This is a genomic window from Burkholderia sp. Ax-1719, assembly GCF_011753055.1.
In the GTDB taxonomy this organism is placed as follows: Bacteria; Pseudomonadota; Gammaproteobacteria; order Burkholderiales; family Burkholderiaceae; genus Paraburkholderia.
In genome coordinates, this window is record NZ_VWWJ01000009.1 from 144,980 (window position 1) to 159,842 (window position 14,863).

The 14,863-nt window shown below is 66.1% G+C and carries 10 protein-coding genes; 4 read left to right on the forward strand and 6 right to left on the reverse strand.

The features are described from left to right. The first annotated feature begins 27 nt into the window (after positions 1-27). Positions 28-4,464 carry a DEAD/DEAH box helicase gene (locus F3J17_RS18250; protein ID WP_167061546.1) on the forward strand — a complete coding sequence of 1,479 codons (4,437 nt, stop codon included), beginning with the start codon at positions 28-30 and terminating at the stop codon, positions 4,462-4,464. A 142-nt stretch (positions 4,465-4,606) separates the two neighbouring features. Here the strand turns inward: F3J17_RS18250 and F3J17_RS18255 are convergent, their stop codons facing one another. Then, positions 4,607-7,183 (reverse strand): heavy metal translocating P-type ATPase, encoded by a 2,577-nt coding sequence (locus F3J17_RS18255; RefSeq protein WP_167061549.1) that lies wholly within the window; start codon positions 7,181-7,183, stop codon positions 4,607-4,609. A gap of 99 nt (positions 7,184-7,282) precedes the next feature. Between F3J17_RS18255 and cadR the strand changes: the two genes are divergently transcribed. Beyond that, positions 7,283-7,798, forward strand: a complete 516-nt coding sequence (cadR, locus tag F3J17_RS18260) for a Cd(II)/Pb(II)-responsive transcriptional regulator (RefSeq protein WP_167061551.1) — start codon at positions 7,283-7,285, stop codon at positions 7,796-7,798. A 70-nt stretch (positions 7,799-7,868) separates the two neighbouring features. On the opposite strand, the gene F3J17_RS18265 is transcribed toward cadR, so the two are convergent. Continuing rightward, positions 7,869-9,329, reverse strand: coding sequence for a M20 family metallopeptidase (locus tag F3J17_RS18265; RefSeq protein WP_167061553.1), 1,461 nt, complete (start codon positions 9,327-9,329; stop codon positions 7,869-7,871). A 211-nt stretch (positions 9,330-9,540) separates the two neighbouring features. Between F3J17_RS18265 and F3J17_RS18270 the strand changes: the two genes are divergently transcribed. Both F3J17_RS18270 and F3J17_RS18275 read left to right on the forward strand, forming a co-directional pair. Continuing rightward, positions 9,541-9,861, forward strand: coding sequence for a superinfection immunity protein (locus tag F3J17_RS18270; RefSeq protein ID WP_167061556.1), 321 nt, complete (start codon positions 9,541-9,543; stop codon positions 9,859-9,861). 196 nt (positions 9,862-10,057) lie between these two features. Next, positions 10,058-10,690 carry a LysE family translocator gene (locus F3J17_RS18275; protein ID WP_167061558.1) on the forward strand — a complete coding sequence of 211 codons (633 nt, stop codon included), beginning with the start codon at positions 10,058-10,060 and terminating at the stop codon, positions 10,688-10,690. Between the two features lie 76 nt (positions 10,691-10,766). Here the strand turns inward: F3J17_RS18275 and F3J17_RS18280 are convergent, their stop codons facing one another. From F3J17_RS18280 to F3J17_RS18295, 4 genes are all read right to left on the reverse strand, one after another. Further along, complete coding sequence (locus F3J17_RS18280) at positions 10,767-11,039, reverse strand: YodC family protein (RefSeq protein ID WP_167061561.1); 273 nt, start codon at positions 11,037-11,039, stop codon at positions 10,767-10,769. 651 nt (positions 11,040-11,690) lie between these two features. After that, positions 11,691-12,257 (reverse strand): carboxymuconolactone decarboxylase family protein, encoded by a 567-nt coding sequence (locus F3J17_RS18285; protein ID WP_167061564.1) that lies wholly within the window; start codon positions 12,255-12,257, stop codon positions 11,691-11,693. A 40-nt stretch (positions 12,258-12,297) separates the two neighbouring features. Beyond that, positions 12,298-13,650, reverse strand: a complete 1,353-nt coding sequence (locus F3J17_RS18290; protein ID WP_167061567.1) for an aspartate aminotransferase family protein — start codon at positions 13,648-13,650, stop codon at positions 12,298-12,300. A gap of 66 nt (positions 13,651-13,716) precedes the next feature. After that, positions 13,717-14,760, reverse strand: a complete 1,044-nt coding sequence (locus F3J17_RS18295; RefSeq protein WP_167061570.1) for a C45 family peptidase — start codon at positions 14,758-14,760, stop codon at positions 13,717-13,719. Positions 14,761-14,863: the final 103 nt, after the last annotated feature.

The following is a 14,863-nucleotide window of genomic DNA, read 5'->3' on the forward strand; positions in this document are numbered from 1 at the left end:
GTGCGCGAAATTTGCGAGACTGCGCCTATGGCCTCGCTCCCCTCCACGCCCGACGATCCGCTCGCCCTGTTCCATCCCGCCGTGGCGGCCTGGTTCCGGCGCAGCTTCGATGCGCCAACGCCCGCGCAGCGCGCCGCCTGGCCGCTGATCGAAAGCCGCCGCGCCACCCTGGTGGCCGCGCCGACGGGCTCGGGCAAGACGCTCACCGCCTTTCTCACCGCCATCGACGCGCTGGTGCGCGAAGGACTCGCCAACGGCGGCGCATTGCCCGACGAAACGCTCGTGGTCTACGTCTCGCCGCTCAAGGCGCTCTCGAACGATATCCGCCTGAACCTCGAACGGCCGCTCGAAGGCATCGGCGCAGAACTCGCGCGGCTGGGCTTGCCGGGCGTCGAGATCCGCGCCGCCGTGCGCACCGGCGACACGCCGCAGCCCGAGCGCGCCGCGCTGCGCCGTCGGCCGCCGCACATTCTCGTGACCACGCCTGAATCGCTCTATGTGCTGCTCGGTTCGGAATCTGGCCGCCGCATGTTGTCGAGCGCGCGCACCGTGATCGTCGATGAAATCCATGCCGTGGCGGGCAACAAGCGCGGCGTGCATCTTGCCTTGAGTCTCGAACGGCTCGATGCGCTGTGCGCCGCGCCGCCGTTGCGCATCGGCCTGTCCGCCACGCAAAAGCCGATTGAAACCGTCGCGCGCTTTCTGGTGGGCATGGGCGACGATCCCGCTGCGCCGCCCGCCTGCGAAATCGTCGATGCCGGTCACGTGCGCGCGCGCGATCTTGCACTCGAAGTGCCGCCCGTGCCGCTCGAAGCGATCATGGCCAACGACGTCTGGGAGCGCGTCTATGACCGCATCGCGGAACTCGTCGCGATGCATCGCACCACGCTCGTATTCGTCAACACGCGGCGCATGGCCGAGCGCGTCGCCCGCCATCTCACCGATCGTCTGGGCAAAGAGGCCGTGGCCGCACATCACGGCAGCCTCGCGCGCGAGCATCGTTTCGAGGCCGAGCAGCGCCTGAAGCGCGGCGATCTGCGCGTGCTGGTGGCGACGGCATCGCTCGAACTGGGTATCGATATCGGCGATGTGGATCTGGTCGTGCAGATCGGCTCGCCGCGCTCGATTGCGGCGTTTTTGCAGCGCGTCGGGCGCTCCGGGCACCAGGTCGGCGGCACGCCCAAGGGTCGGCTGTTCCCCACCTCGCGCGACGATCTGATCGAATGCAGCGCGCTGCTCGACTGCGTGCGGCGCGGCGAACTCGACCGCATCACGCTGCCGCACGCGCCAATCGACGTGCTGGCGCAGCAGATCGTCGCCGAAGTCGCTTGCCAGGAATGGAGCGAGGACGCTCTCTATGCGCTCGTGCGCCGCAGCGCGCCGTATGCGCAGCTCGAACGCGCGCGCTTCGACGCGGTGCTGCGCATGCTCGCCGATGGCTTCACGAGCCGTCACGGCCCACGCGCCGCGTATCTGCATCGCGATGTCGTGAGCCAGACGCTGCGTGCGCGGCGCGGCGCGCGGCTGGTTGCGCTGACCTCGGGCGGCACGATCCCCGACAATGCCGATTACGCCGTGCTGCTCGAACCGCAGAGCGTGCAGATCGGCACGGTGAACGAGGACTTCGCGGTCGAAAGCCTGGCCGGCGATGTATTCCAGCTGGGCAACGCGTCGTACCGGATTCTGCGCATCGAAGCGGGCCGCGTCCGCGTGGAAGATGCGCAAGGGCAACCGCCCAATATTCCATTCTGGCTCGGCGAAGCGCCGGGACGCAGCGACGAGCTTTCGTTCGCGATTTCGCGTCTGCGCGCGCAGATCGACGAGAAACTGGGCGAGCACGCCAATACTTCGGAAACCGGATCGTCATCCGCCAATGCAGAGGCTATCGAACGCGCAACCGCCTGGCTTGGCGATGCGCTGGGTCTGGACGATGCCGCCGCGCGTCAGATCGTCGATTATCTGGCGCGTGCGCGTCAGGCGCTCACGGTGCTGCCCACGCACGACACGCTCGTCATGGAGCGCTTCTTCGACGAATCCGGCGGCACCCAGCTGGTCATCCACTCGCCCTACGGCAGCCGCATGAACCGCGCATGGGGCCTGGCGCTGCGCAAGCGCTTTTGCCGTCAATTCAATTTCGAGTTGCAGGCCGCCGCCACCGAAGACGCCATCATCCTCTCGCTGACGGGCGCGCACAGCTTCGCACTCGACGAAGTCTGGCGGTATCTGCATTCGAATTCGGCGCAGCATCTGCTTGTGCAGGCGCTGCTGGACGCGCCGCTCTTTGGCGTGCGCTGGCGCTGGAACGCCACCGCCGCGCTCGCGCTGCCGCGCCAGTCGGGCGGCCGCAAGACGCCGCCGCAGATCCAGCGAATGCGCAGCGAAGATCTGCTCGCCGCCGTATTTCCCGACCAGGTGGCCTGCGTCGAAAACCTCGCGGGCGAGCGCGAAATTCCGCCACATCCGCTCGTCGCTCAGACGCTCGACGACTGCCTGCACGAGGCGATGGACACCGAAACCTGGCTCGCGCTGCTGCGGCGCATGGAGTCCGGCGCGGTGCGTCTGGTGACGCGCGAGCTGCCCGCGCCCTCGCCGCTCGCGGCCGAAATCCTCACCGCGCGCCCTTACGCCTTTCTCGACGATGCGCCCATCGAGGAGCGCCGCACCCAGGCCGTGCTGTCACGACGCTGGAGCGACCCCGAATCCGCCGACGATCTGGGCGCGCTCGATGCCGAAGCCATTGCCAGCGTGCGCGAGGAAGCCTGGCCGCAGGTGCGCGACGCCGACGAAATGCACGACGCGCTCAATACGCTCGGCGCCCTCGCCCACAGCGAAGTCCAGGCAAACGGCTGGGAACACTGGCTCGCGGAACTGGCGAAAAGTGGCCGCGCGACGCGCCTGCCCGTCGCCGATCACGAAGCGCTGTGGGTTAGCATCGAACGCCTGGCCTGCGTGCAGGCGATTTACCCGCAGGCGCGCAGCGAGCCGCCGCTTGCCATGCCCGACGAACGCCGCGCCAGCCCGCGCGCCGAACCGTGGACCGAAGAAACCGCGCTGGTCGAACTGGTGCGGGCGCGGCTGTCGGGCTTCGGCCCGCTCACGCTCGCGCAGGTGGCGCGGCCGCTTGCGCTGGAAGCGAGCGTGGCCGCGCTCGCCCTCACCGCCCTCGAAGCCGAGGGCACGGTCATGCGCGGACGCTTCACGCCGGGCGCGGATGACGAGGAATGGTGCGAGCGCCATCTGCTCGCACGCATCCATCGCTATACGGTGCGCAAGCTGCGCCGTGAAATCGAGCCGGTCGAGCGCCACGATTTCATGCGCTTCCTGTTCGAATGGCAGCATGTCGCGCCGGATTCGCGCGGCTCGGGACGCGCAGCGCTGGCGGCCATGCTCGATCAGCTCGAAGGCTGGGAGGCGTCGGCGCTCGAATGGGAGGACGAGATCCTGCCCGCGCGTATCGACGATTATTCGCCGATGCTGCTCGACGAACTGTGCCGCTCGGGCCATGTCACCTGGGCGCGGCTGCCGGCTCACGCTAGCGCGTCGACGACCGTGCGCAGCACGCCGGTGGTTCTGTTGCCGCGCCGCGAACTGACGCGCTGGACCGCCTTGCTCGATACGCCCGAGGCTCAGCCCGCGGCACGCGCGCAGCGGGTCTATGATGCGCTGCTGCGCCACGGCGCGATGTTCTTCGACGAACTGGCCGCCGACGCGCATCTGCTGGGCGTCGAACTGGAAAGCGCGCTTGGCGAACTGGTGGCCGCGGGGCTCGTGAACGCCGATAGTTTTGCGGGCCTGCGTGCGCTGGTGCGGCCAGCCGCGAAGCGTGCGGCGTATCACGGCAAGCGAAGGCCGCGCGGCTTCGGGCCGCTGGTGGGCTCCATGGCCGATGCGGGACGCTGGGCGGTGTTGCGGCGCGTGACGCTTCCATCGGGCAATGACGATGCGGTCGATGCGGCCAGGCCCGTCGCGCCGACGCGCCGCTCACCCGCCGATGCCGATCTGCTCGAACATGTCGCCAACGTTCTACTGCGTCGTTACGGCGTGATCTGCTGGCAATTGCTTGCTCGTGAAGCGCCCTGGCTGCCGCCGTGGCGCGATCTGCTGCGCGTGCTGCATCGCATGGAAGCGCGCGGCCATGTGCGCGGCGGGCGCTTCGTGACGGGTCTTTCCGGCGAGCAGTTTGCGTTGCCTGAAGCGATTCCGGTTTTGCGCGAGGTGCGCAGGCGCGGTGCGCTGGCTGTCGCGGGTGAAGCGACGCCGGTCTGCATTGCCGCGTCCGACCCGCTCAATCTGCCTGGCACCGTACTGCCCGGCGACAAGGTGCCTGCCGTTGCCGGGAATCGCATCGCATTTCTGGAGGGTTTGCCGGTTGCCACGCTCATTGCAGGACGCGTGGAATTTCGCGTGGATCTAGATGCTGCGATCCAGGCGAAGGTGCGCGCGGCCTTGATGCGCTTAGGCTGACCTACGGCGCGCGGCGGACATTGGTTTAGGCAGGGTCTGGTTTCGTGCCACGGAAATCGGGGATTGTTGGGTGAAAGCGAGACTGGCTGTTAGTTGCATTAGGTGCCTTAAAAACAGCGGGCCGAAAAGGCCCGCTGTTCTCTCAGCCCGCCAGCGCGACAGCCGGACGATCGGCAAAATGCCGCCGCACCCGCAGCCCGTTAGCCACCACCAGCAGACTCGCCCCGACATCCGCGAACACCGCCATCCAGAGCGTTGCCTCGCCCGCCAGCGCCAGCGCGAGGAACACCACCTTGATCAGCAGCGCGAGCGCGATGTTCTGCATCAGCACCGCCGAGACCTTGCGGCTTAGGCCGATGAACGCCGCGATCTTGCGCGGATCGTCGTCCATGATCGCGACGTCGGCGGTCTCGAGCGCCGTCGCCGTGCCCGCCGCACCCATCGCGAAACCGATGTCGGCGCGCGCCAGCGCGGGCGCGTCGTTCACGCCATCGCCGACCATCGCCGTCATGCCGCGCTGCGCCGAGAGTTCGGCGATCGCGTCCTGCTTGTCCTGCGGCAGCAGGTTGCCACGCGCATCGTCGATGCCAAGCGGCCCGGCGATGGCGCGCGCCGTGGTCGGGTTGTCGCCGGTCAGCATCACGGGCGTGACGCCCAGGCGCTTGAGCGCGCGCATCGCGGACGCACTCTCGGGCCGCACCGCATCGGCGACCGCGAACAGCGCCACCGCTTCGCGCGAGGAACACAGCACGATCGCCGTCTTGCCTGCGGCTTCGAGACGGGCCAACTGCGTTTCGAGTTCGGGCGAACACAGGCCCAGCGATTCCACCAGCCGATGGTTGCCCAGGTGCCAGGCTTCGCCGCCAATACGCCCCGTCACGCCCTGGCCATTGAGCACCGTGAAGTCGTCGACTTTTTCCAGCGACGCGCCTTCGTCCAGATCGCGCCAGCCCGCCACGATCGCGCGGGCGACCGGGTGCGTGCTCGCATCGTCGAGACTGGCGGCCAGGCGCAGCACCTCAGGCCTGGACAGGGCGCCCAGCGCCAGCACGTCGGTCAGTTGCGGCTTGCCGCGCGTGAGCGTGCCGGTCTTGTCGAGCGCCACGGCCTTAAGCAGACGGCCGCGTTCGAGCCACACGCCGCCCTTCACCAGAATGCCGTTGCGGGCCGCTGCCGCGAGACCGCTCACGACCGTGACCGGCGTTGCGACCACCAGCGCGCACGGGCAGGCGATCACGAGCAGCACGAGCGCCTTGTAGAGCCACGCGCTCCAGGCGCCGCCCAACGCGAGCGGGCCGCCCACGGCGATCAGCACCGCGAACGCCACCACCGCAGGCGTGTAATAGCGGGCGAACTGATCAACGAAACGCTGTGTCGGCGCGCGCTGCGCCTGCGCGTCCTGCACCGCCGAAGCGATACGCGCGAGCGTGCTGTCGCGCGCGGTCGCGGTGACGATCGCTTCGACTACGCCGTCGACGACAATGCTGCCCGCGTAGAGCGCATCGCCTTCGGTCTTGTCGACGGGCAGGCTTTCGCCGGTGATGGGCGCCTGATCGAGCGCCGCGCGGCCTGTGCTCACCTCGGCATCGACCGGCACGCGCTCGCCGGTGCGCACGCGGATGCGCGCGCCGACCGCAACTTCGCCGACCGCGCTGGTACGCCATTCGCCTTGAGCACCGACCGCCGATGCATCGGCGAACCAGACTTCGGCGGTTTCAGGCGCGAGCGCCGTGAGCGAGCGAATCGCGTGACGCGCGCGCTCCAGCGACAGCGCCTCGATTTCTTCCGCCAGCGCGAACAGGAACACGACCATCGCCGCTTCCGGCCACTTGCCGATCGCAATCGCCCCGGCCACCGCCAGCGACATCAGAAAATAGATGTTGATGGTGAAGTTCTTGAGCGCGATCCAGCCTTTCTTCAGCGTCGGCAGACCCGCGCACAGCAGCGAGACGGCAGCGCAGATCAGTACCGCGATGCCTGCTTCCTTGCCGGTCGTCCAGGCCAGCACTTCCGCGCCCGCGGCGGCAACGCCGCTCGCCGCAAGCAGCAGCTTCTGGCGCATTGCGAGGCCCGGCGCGGGCGCGGAGTCGCCCGCGCTCGCATCATCGCCATCGGCCAGCACGCGCGGCGCCATATCGAGCGCACGCAACGCGGTTTCGAGCGGCTGCGCATCGGCCAGCGTGTGATAAACGGTCAGTTCGCGCGCCAGCAGGTCGAAGTCGAGGCGCGCGACGCCCTGCATCGGTTCGAGGCGGTTGCGGATCAACCGCTCTTCGGTCGGGCAATCCATGTTCTCGATGCGGTAGCGCGCGCGCTGGGTGCCTTCGGGCGCAGGTGCGACCGGTCGGTTGCGCCCACTCTGCGGCGCAGCGCCGTGGCAGCACGATGCGCCCGCGTGGCTGGCGTGGTCGTGTTCGTGGCCGCTGTGAGCGTCGGCGTGCTTATGCTCGTGCTTATGCTCGTGCTTATGCTCGTGCGCGTGATCGTCGGTGTGGCCGTGGTCGTGGCCATACGCGTGGCCATGTCCGCCGTGATCGTGATCGTGGGCGTGATCGTGTGCATGTCCATGATCGTGACCCTCATGGTCGTGCCCCGTTTCAATCTCATCCCGCGCTGTTACCGCCGTGCCGCCGCCTGCCGTGCTCCGCTCGTCGGCACGCGCCCGCAAGCGCTGCGCGAAAACGCCCTGTGCGCCCCGCGACAAGAAAATCTGGACCATGGCCGATTTCTCCCAAAAGTGACAGAATCATTGGACAGCCTGTAGCCGCTACAGGGTCAAGCCTTTTTTGGGAATCTGGGAAATCTGGGAATCGCGACGATGAGAATCGGAGAACTGGCGCGTCACGCGCATTGCGACGTCGAAACGGTGCGCTTCTACGAGCGCGAAGGTTTGCTGGACGAACCCGCGCGCGAAACCAACGGATACCGCAGCTACACGGTCGCGCACGCCGCGCAGCTCAATTTCATCCGCCACTGCCGCTCGCTCGGCATCGGCCTGTCGGACATCCGCATGCTGAGGCGTTATCAGGCCGATCCGGATCAGCCCTGCGACGAAGTGAACGCGCTGATCGACTGCCAGATCGCGCGCATCCACGAACAGATCGAAACGATGCGCGTGCTAGAGCAGCAGCTACGCACGCTGCGCGACAGCTGCAATGCGCGCCATAGCAGCGCGGAGTGCGGGATCATGAAGAATCTGGAGCAGCCCGTCGACGAGGAAAACTGCTCCTGTCATGCGGATGCCGTGCATGCAGACCATGCGGATCACGGCGATGGCCATGATCCGGTCGCGGAAGATTCGCCGCGCGAAGGGCGCGAGCCCGCCCATCGCTAGATGAGACACGCGCGGGCACACGCAAGGCGCGGCCCGCGTCGCGGCGAATTCAAACCGCTAGCGCTTCAACTCAAGGCGCCGAAGCAATCACTTCGGCGACCGTGGCCGTGAGCTTCTTCGCGTAAGGCACATGCAGGAACTCGTTCGGGCCGTGTGCATTCGACTTCGGGCCGAGCACGCCGCACACCATGAACTGCGACTTCGGGAAGCCGGCCTGCAGCACGTTCATCAGCGGGATCGTGCCGCCCTGGCCGAGATACGCGCAGTCTGCGCCAAAGTGATTGCGCGAGGCCGTATCGAGCGCCTGCGAGAGCCACGGCGCGAGATCCGGCGCGCTCCAGCCATTGGCCGCGCCAACATCGGGTTTGAACGTGACGCGCGCGTTATAAGGCGGATCGACTTCGAGCAGCGCTTTCAGATCCGCCACGGCCTTGGCCGCATCCAGCAGCGGCGGCAGACGCAGCGAGAGCTTGAACGCCGTGCGCGGACGCAGCACGTTGCCCGCATTCTCCAGCGCGGGCAAACCCGCCGCGCCCGTCACGGACAGCGACGGCCGCCACGTGGAATCGAGCAGCGCCTGTTGCGGATCGGTAGTCGTCGGCAGCACGCGGCGGCCATCCAGACCACACGCCCACGGCATGCTCTTCCAGACGTTCTCGCCAAGGATCTTTGCGGTGACTTCCGCTTCGGCCAGACGTTTGGACGGAATCGGAATATGGAAGCCTTCCGGCAGCAGCGTGCCGGTGCGCGCGTCTTCGAGTCGTTCGAACAGCTGACGCATCACGCGGAAGCTCGACGGCGCGATACCGCCGTACGAACCCGAGTGGATGCCCTCTTCGAGCACTTCCACTTCCAGATCGCCGGTCACCAGGCCGCGCAGCGACGTGGTGAGCCAGAGCTGATCGTAGTTGCCCGCGCCCGAATCGAGGCAGACGACCAGACCGACGCTACCGAGGCGGTCACGCAGTGCATCGACATAGGGCAGCAGATCGTAGCTGCCCGACTCCTCACAGGTTTCAATCAGGCCCACGCAGCGCGGACGCTCGACGCCCTGGGCGTCCAACGCCGCCAGCGCCGTCACGCTGGCGTAGATCGCGTAACCGTCGTCCGCCCCGCCGCGACCGTACAGACGGCCGTCTTCGAACTTGGGCGTCCACGGGCCGAGGTCGTTGCGCCAACCGTCGAACTCGGGCTGCTTGTCGAGGTGACCGTAGAGCAGGACGGTTTCGCTGCTGCCCGAGCGCGTGGCCGGCGCTTCGAAGAAGATCACCGGCGTGCGGCCGGGCAACCGCACCACTTCGAGCTTCAGGCCGCGTACGGGCTGGGTCTCGGCCCATTTTGCGGCTTCCAGCACCACGCGCTCCAGATAGCCGTGCTGCGCCCAGTTGGCGTCGAAGGCAGGACTCTTCGCGGGCACCGCGATGTAGTCCGTGAGCGCGGGAACGATTTCGTCGTTCCATTTGCGCTCCACGAACGCGCGCAGTTCGTCGTGATCGAGTTGGCGGGTGACCTCTGTCGTGTCTGAGCTCATGGTGTGGGGAGTCTTTGCCGGAAAAACCCCGATCATAGACCCGAACGCCCGTTCACCCAAAGCGTTGGCGCTCACGTTGGCCATCCGGCCAGGTGAGTTTCAGGCTCTCGTCAGACTTTTGCCATTCACTTGAAAGGCTATTCTTAACGCCGGACGCGATACGCGCGACAATGAACCTTCGGGGGCGACGCCCTGTCGCGGAGGATTCATCATGGCGAGCCATTCCATATTCGAGATCGTGGTCCTGCTGGCAGCAGTCATGCTGTATTTCCTGCCCGCAATGATCGCCGATCGCCGCAAGCGTCACGACCTGCTGATCATCGCCTTGTTCAATGCGGTGGTCGGCTGGACGGTGCTTGGCTGGTTTCTGGCGCTGTTCTGGTCCTTGCAGCCGAATCCGCCCAGGGACATCGGCGACAACGTGCAGAAGAAGAAAAAGATCATCGGCATGCAGTTGTTTTCGCGCCGCCTCGACGCTCGCGCCCAGGCTCGCCAGTCGCGCAACGCCGACCGCGAAGGCTCCTCGCGCTAATGCCAGCCGACGTTGGCAACGGATAACCCCTGGCCGAATGGCCAACGACACGCAAACGGCCGGGCGCAGACCCGCCAGCCGTGAAATAATTAAGACAAACACCGCCGAATTGCGAAAACCGCCGCTGCTCCGCTCTCTCTGCCGCGCGTAGCGCATTTCCTCCTGTCGTCTGACCCGCAGCACCACGGAGCCCGCCATGCCCCATGTCGCCCCGCTGTTCGCCTTTGCCGCTGTCTCCCTCGGAATGGCGCTCACGCCCGGACCCAACATGATCTATCTGATCTCGCGCTCGATCTGCCAGGGGCGCAAGGCCGGACTGATTTCCTTAGGCGGCGTCGCACTGGGTTTCATCTTCTATATGCTGTGCGCGGCGTTCGGCATTACCGCGCTGTTGATGGCCGTGCCGTTCGCCTACGATGCGCTGCGTCTGGGCGGCGCGCTTTATCTCGCGTGGCTCGCATGGCAGACGCTCAAGCCGGGTGGTCGCTCGCCGTTCCAGGTGCGCGAACTGACGCCCGACCGTCCCGGCAAGCTGTTCCTGATGGGCTTCGTCACCAACCTGCTGAACCCGAAGGTTGCGATTCTCTATCTCTCGCTGCTGCCGCAATTCATCGACCCAAGCCAGGGCAGCGTGCTCGCGCAGTCCATCGAACTGGGCACGGTGCAGATTCTGTTGTCGATCACGGTCAACGCCACCGCGGCGATCACGGCCGGCACGATCGCGTCGTTTCTCGCGGGCCGTCCGAAGTGGCTCGCGTTTCAGCGTTATCTGATGGGTACGGTGCTGGCCGGCCTCGCGGTGCGCATTGCCGCCGAAGGACAGCGCTAGTTCGGCCAGATCGATCTGGCGGCCCTGAGCATTCGGGCCGCTGAACGCGCAGGACGGGCGCCGCGCAGGCGCCCGCTCACACGCCCCGCAAGGGCATGCGCATCCTGACGAGACCCGCCGAAATCAGGCGCGGCTCCATCTTCACCATATCCTGCGCGAACATGTCCTGGCGCAGTTCGCCGGTTTCGTCGAACCACTGGCAGATCAGCCAATGGCCGCTCGCGAAGCCCACCGGCCCCGCGTACATCACTGTCATGCGCGGTCCACCCGATTTGAGCGTGACCACGTCGCCAATACCCGCTTCGGCGCTGTGCGGGCTTTCGGCGACCTCTTCGGTCGTATCAAGCATGGAATTCCCCGAGTAAAAAGCTCGTGCCTCGAATAGTCCCCGGAGCGGATCTGGAACCCGCCTTTAGCCACAATTAGCCGCCATTTCGATAATGTTATTGCGGCGGCTTCGAATAAGTCCGGCAAGACTAACAATGCGAATTAAATCACGCAAGCGATTTTATCCCGACTACGGGAAAGCCACATTTCAGGTGTAAAAATCGATTTGGCTAATTGTCCTACTCAACCGCCGCTATCTACGCTTTAGCGCATCAGCGTCCGCCTCACCGCGCCGAAACAGTCTTATTATTTGAAATATCGATGGCAAAATGCCGCAACATTCCGGCAACACTCAATCGTCGCCAGCAGATCCATACCGGCCGTCAAAAATAGCATTAACCATATAGTTCAAATTCTGCTAGCTTCGAACGATATGCGTGAAAACGTTTACTGCAAAAAAACGTTCACACGTTTTATTTTTCACTCGCCCGGCGATCATATATTGATTTCCAGCCATTCAATGCGATTAACCGACCGATGGGTAAATCAATGCGCTGAAATATGATCGTCACGCCAAAAACAAAAACGCCCCATCTGGCCGTCACCGGATGGGGCTTTCGTACAACGTGTTCAGCGTATCCAGCGCCAGGCGCCAGATTGGGGGCAGATGCGCTTATTCGGGGAATGGCAGAGTCGTCTGGCCTTCCGCGCGCATGCCGAAGACGTTGAGCGTCATCGCCACCAGCGCGTAGTAGCCCAGCAGACCGACCAGGTTGATGGTCGTCTCATGCCCGAAACGCTCCACGGCAAGCGCATAAGTGGCGTCCGAGACGCGCCTCGTGTCGTAAAGCTCGGTGGCGAAGGCGTAGATCAGCGCGTCGTCGGCTTCCTCGAAAACCGGCTGGGCGCCCATGCGGATCTGCTCGGCGAGCGCTTCGGGCACGCCCGCCTTGATGGCGATCGGATAGTGGATAAACCACTCCGCCTGCGCCTGCCAGCGTTGCGCCGTCACGAGAATCGCCAGTTCGGACAGGCGCAGCGACAGGCCCGTGCTGTAGCGGCAGAACGCGCCCAGGCGCTGGGCGTGCTGGGCAAGCTCGGGGCTATGGATCCAGCCGAGGAACGGGCCGTTCAGGTTGCCGCGCGGGCCAGAGAGAATTTCATCGAGCACGGCCTTCTGCTCGGGCGTCGCGCTGGCGGCGTCGAAGGCCGGCAGGCGCGGATTCTGGGATTGCGTCATCGATTCGCTCCGGAGAATTCGGGTGAAATCAGGTAAAGACTCAGGCGGTGCTCTTCATCACGCCGCTTGCCTGCAGCGCCGCGCCAACCGCATCGGCAAGGCGGGCCTCGATCGTATCGATCTGTTCCGCGGTACAGATGAACGGCGGCGCGAGCAGGATGTGGTCGCCGTTCTGGCCATCCACGGTGCCGCCCATCGGATAGCACATCAGGCCGCGCGCAAAGGCCTCGCGCTTGATCGCCGCGTGAAGCTTGAGCGACGGATCGAAGCTCGCCTTGGTCGCGCGGTCCTTGACCAGCTCGACGCCCACGAACAGGCCGCGCCCGCGCACGTCGCCCACATACGGATGCTCCGCGTAGCGCTCGCGCAGACGCGCACGCAGTTGCTCGCCGCGCGCCTGCACGTTGTCGAGCAACTTGTCCTCGGCGATCACGTGCTGCACGGCAAGCGCTGCCGCACAGGCCGTCGCGTGGCCAATATAGGTGTGGCCGTGCTGGAAGTAGCCGCTGCCGCCCACGATGGTTTCATAAATGCGCTGGCTCACCAGCGTCGCGCCGATCGGCTGATAGCCCGCGCCCAATCCCTTCGCGATCGTCAGCAGGTCCGGCGCCACGCCGTCTTCCTCGCACGCGAACAGATAGCCGGTGCGGCCCATGCCCGACATGATTTCGTCGAGGATCAGCAGCACGCCGTAGCGGTCGCACACCGCGCGGATCTTGCGGAAGTACTCGCGCACCGGCGGCACCGCGCCTGCCGTCGCGCCCACCACGGTTTCCGCCACGAAGGCCGCGACGTTTTCCGCGCCGAGTTCGAGGATCTTCTGCTCAAGTTCATCGGCCAGACGCTGGGCGTAGGCTTCGTCGGTTTCGCCTTCGACGCGCTCGCGGTACGCGAAGCACGGGCTCACGTGATGCGATTCGATCAGGATCGGCAGGAACGGCTCACGACGCCACGCGTTGCCGCCTATCGCCAGCGCGCCCAGCGTGTTGCCGTGATAGCTCTGGCGGCGCGCGATGAAATGGCGGCGCGACGTCTCGCCCTTCTCGACGAAATACTGACGCGCGAGCTTGAGTGCCGCCTCGATCGCCTCGGAACCGCCCGAGACGAAGTAGACGTGGTCGAGGCCTGCCGGCGCGCGCGCGATCAGGTAATCGGCGAGTTGTTCCGACGCCTCGGTCGTGAAGAATGAGGTGTGCGCGTAAGGCAGCGCCTGGGCTTGCTGCTTGATCGCGTCGATTACGCGCTGGTTGCTGTGGCCCAGGCACGAGACGGCCGCGCCGCCGCTGGCGTCGATATAGCGCTTGCCGGTGGAATCGATGATCTCGATGCCCTCGCCCGCCACCGCGACGGGCAGCGTTTGCTTGGGCATGCGATGGAAAACTTTGCTGGACATGGTGGTTCTCGCTGAAAGCGGATATCTGTGTCGAAATTCGGTGAAAGTGCGCTGGGTCTGGCGCGCTCAAGCCGTACGCGGGAGCTGCATCGTCAGCGTGCGCGCGCCGTCCTGCCAGACGTCGAAGCCCACGCCTTCCGGCGCGATCTGCATGCAGGCGGTGGCCAGGGTGTTTTCGTCGTCAGGATCGTGCGGATCGTCGCGGAAAATCGGCAGGCCGGCGCCGCCCCGGTCCTGCAGCGTGCGCACGAAGTCCGGGCCGTCGGGCTGCGCGCCGAGCGTGGGCAGGAGATCGGCCAGCCGCGCCTGACGATCGCGCGACGAATCGGTGATGATCTGCGCCTCACGGTCATGGCCGGCGTGAATCAGGTGATTCGCGTGGCCCGCAGGCGCCCCCACTTCCACGATCGAGGCGCGCTGCGCCGTGGCTTCCACGCTGTAGACGCGCACCGCGCCCGCAGCATCGATACCGCCGACCGTATGGTGAAAGCCGCTCGCACGCGGCGTGTCGCGCAGCAGGGCAAGCGCGTCGTCGAGCGTCGCGGCGTCGAGCACGGCGCGCGCCAGAATCATGCGCGGCACACCGGCGCGCGGCTCGCGAATACGCACGTTGTTGATCGCCTGCGCCACACCCGCGCGGGACGCCGCGAAGGTATGTCCCGGCAGCGAGCCCGGATAGTAGAAGCTCACGAAGCCGGGCTTGCCGTCGGGCGCGACCTCGACCACCGCGCAGCGGCCGCGCAGATACGGATCGCCGTCTTCGTTATGCGCGATCAGGCCGCGAGCCGCATCGCGGCGCACGGCGAGCGTCGTGCAGCCGTCGGGCGCATTGTGGATCAGCTCGCCACGGCAGTTCCAGAGAAACAGGTCATGCGCCGGCCAGCCAAGCGCCGCCGCCATTGCGTCCAGTTCCGCCACATAGGCGGGGAAATGCCGCTCGGCCGCCGCGCGCAGCTGCTGCACGAAGGCGTGGCCGCGCCAGCGGCTCACTGCGGCCCAGGCGCTGCTTTGCGCCATATAGGTGGCGAAAATGGGTCTAGCGAGTTCGCCGAGCCGCTGCCCGATCGCTTCGGGCGTGCCGCCCATCTGGAGAGTGTTGAGTGCCTGCATCGTTTGATCCGCCTGCTTGTAGGCATGTAGCCCTGTAGGCCCGTCAGCTTTACAGCCTTTTAGCCTGAAATAGTCGATGCTGGATTTATACGCCTCGCAACAA

Bases quoted from the DNA above. Each gene is read 5' to 3' on its own strand.
- F3J17_RS18250 (WP_167061546.1), top strand. From the start codon at position 28: ATGGCCTCGCTCCCCTCCACGCCCGACGATCCGCTCGCCCTGTTCCAT.
- F3J17_RS18255 (WP_167061549.1), bottom strand. From the start codon at position 7,183: ATGGTCCAGATTTTCTTGTCGCGGGGCGCACAGGGCGTTTTCGCGCAG.
- cadR (WP_167061551.1), top strand. From the start codon at position 7,283: ATGAGAATCGGAGAACTGGCGCGTCACGCGCATTGCGACGTCGAAACG.
- F3J17_RS18265 (WP_167061553.1), bottom strand. From the start codon at position 9,329: ATGAGCTCAGACACGACAGAGGTCACCCGCCAACTCGATCACGACGAA.
- F3J17_RS18270 (WP_167061556.1), top strand. From the start codon at position 9,541: ATGGCGAGCCATTCCATATTCGAGATCGTGGTCCTGCTGGCAGCAGTC.
- F3J17_RS18275 (WP_167061558.1), top strand. From the start codon at position 10,058: ATGCCCCATGTCGCCCCGCTGTTCGCCTTTGCCGCTGTCTCCCTCGGA.
- F3J17_RS18280 (WP_167061561.1), bottom strand. From the start codon at position 11,039: ATGCTTGATACGACCGAAGAGGTCGCCGAAAGCCCGCACAGCGCCGAA.
- F3J17_RS18285 (WP_167061564.1), bottom strand. From the start codon at position 12,257: ATGACGCAATCCCAGAATCCGCGCCTGCCGGCCTTCGACGCCGCCAGC.
- F3J17_RS18290 (WP_167061567.1), bottom strand. From the start codon at position 13,650: ATGTCCAGCAAAGTTTTCCATCGCATGCCCAAGCAAACGCTGCCCGTC.
- F3J17_RS18295 (WP_167061570.1), bottom strand. From the start codon at position 14,760: ATGCAGGCACTCAACACTCTCCAGATGGGCGGCACGCCCGAAGCGATC.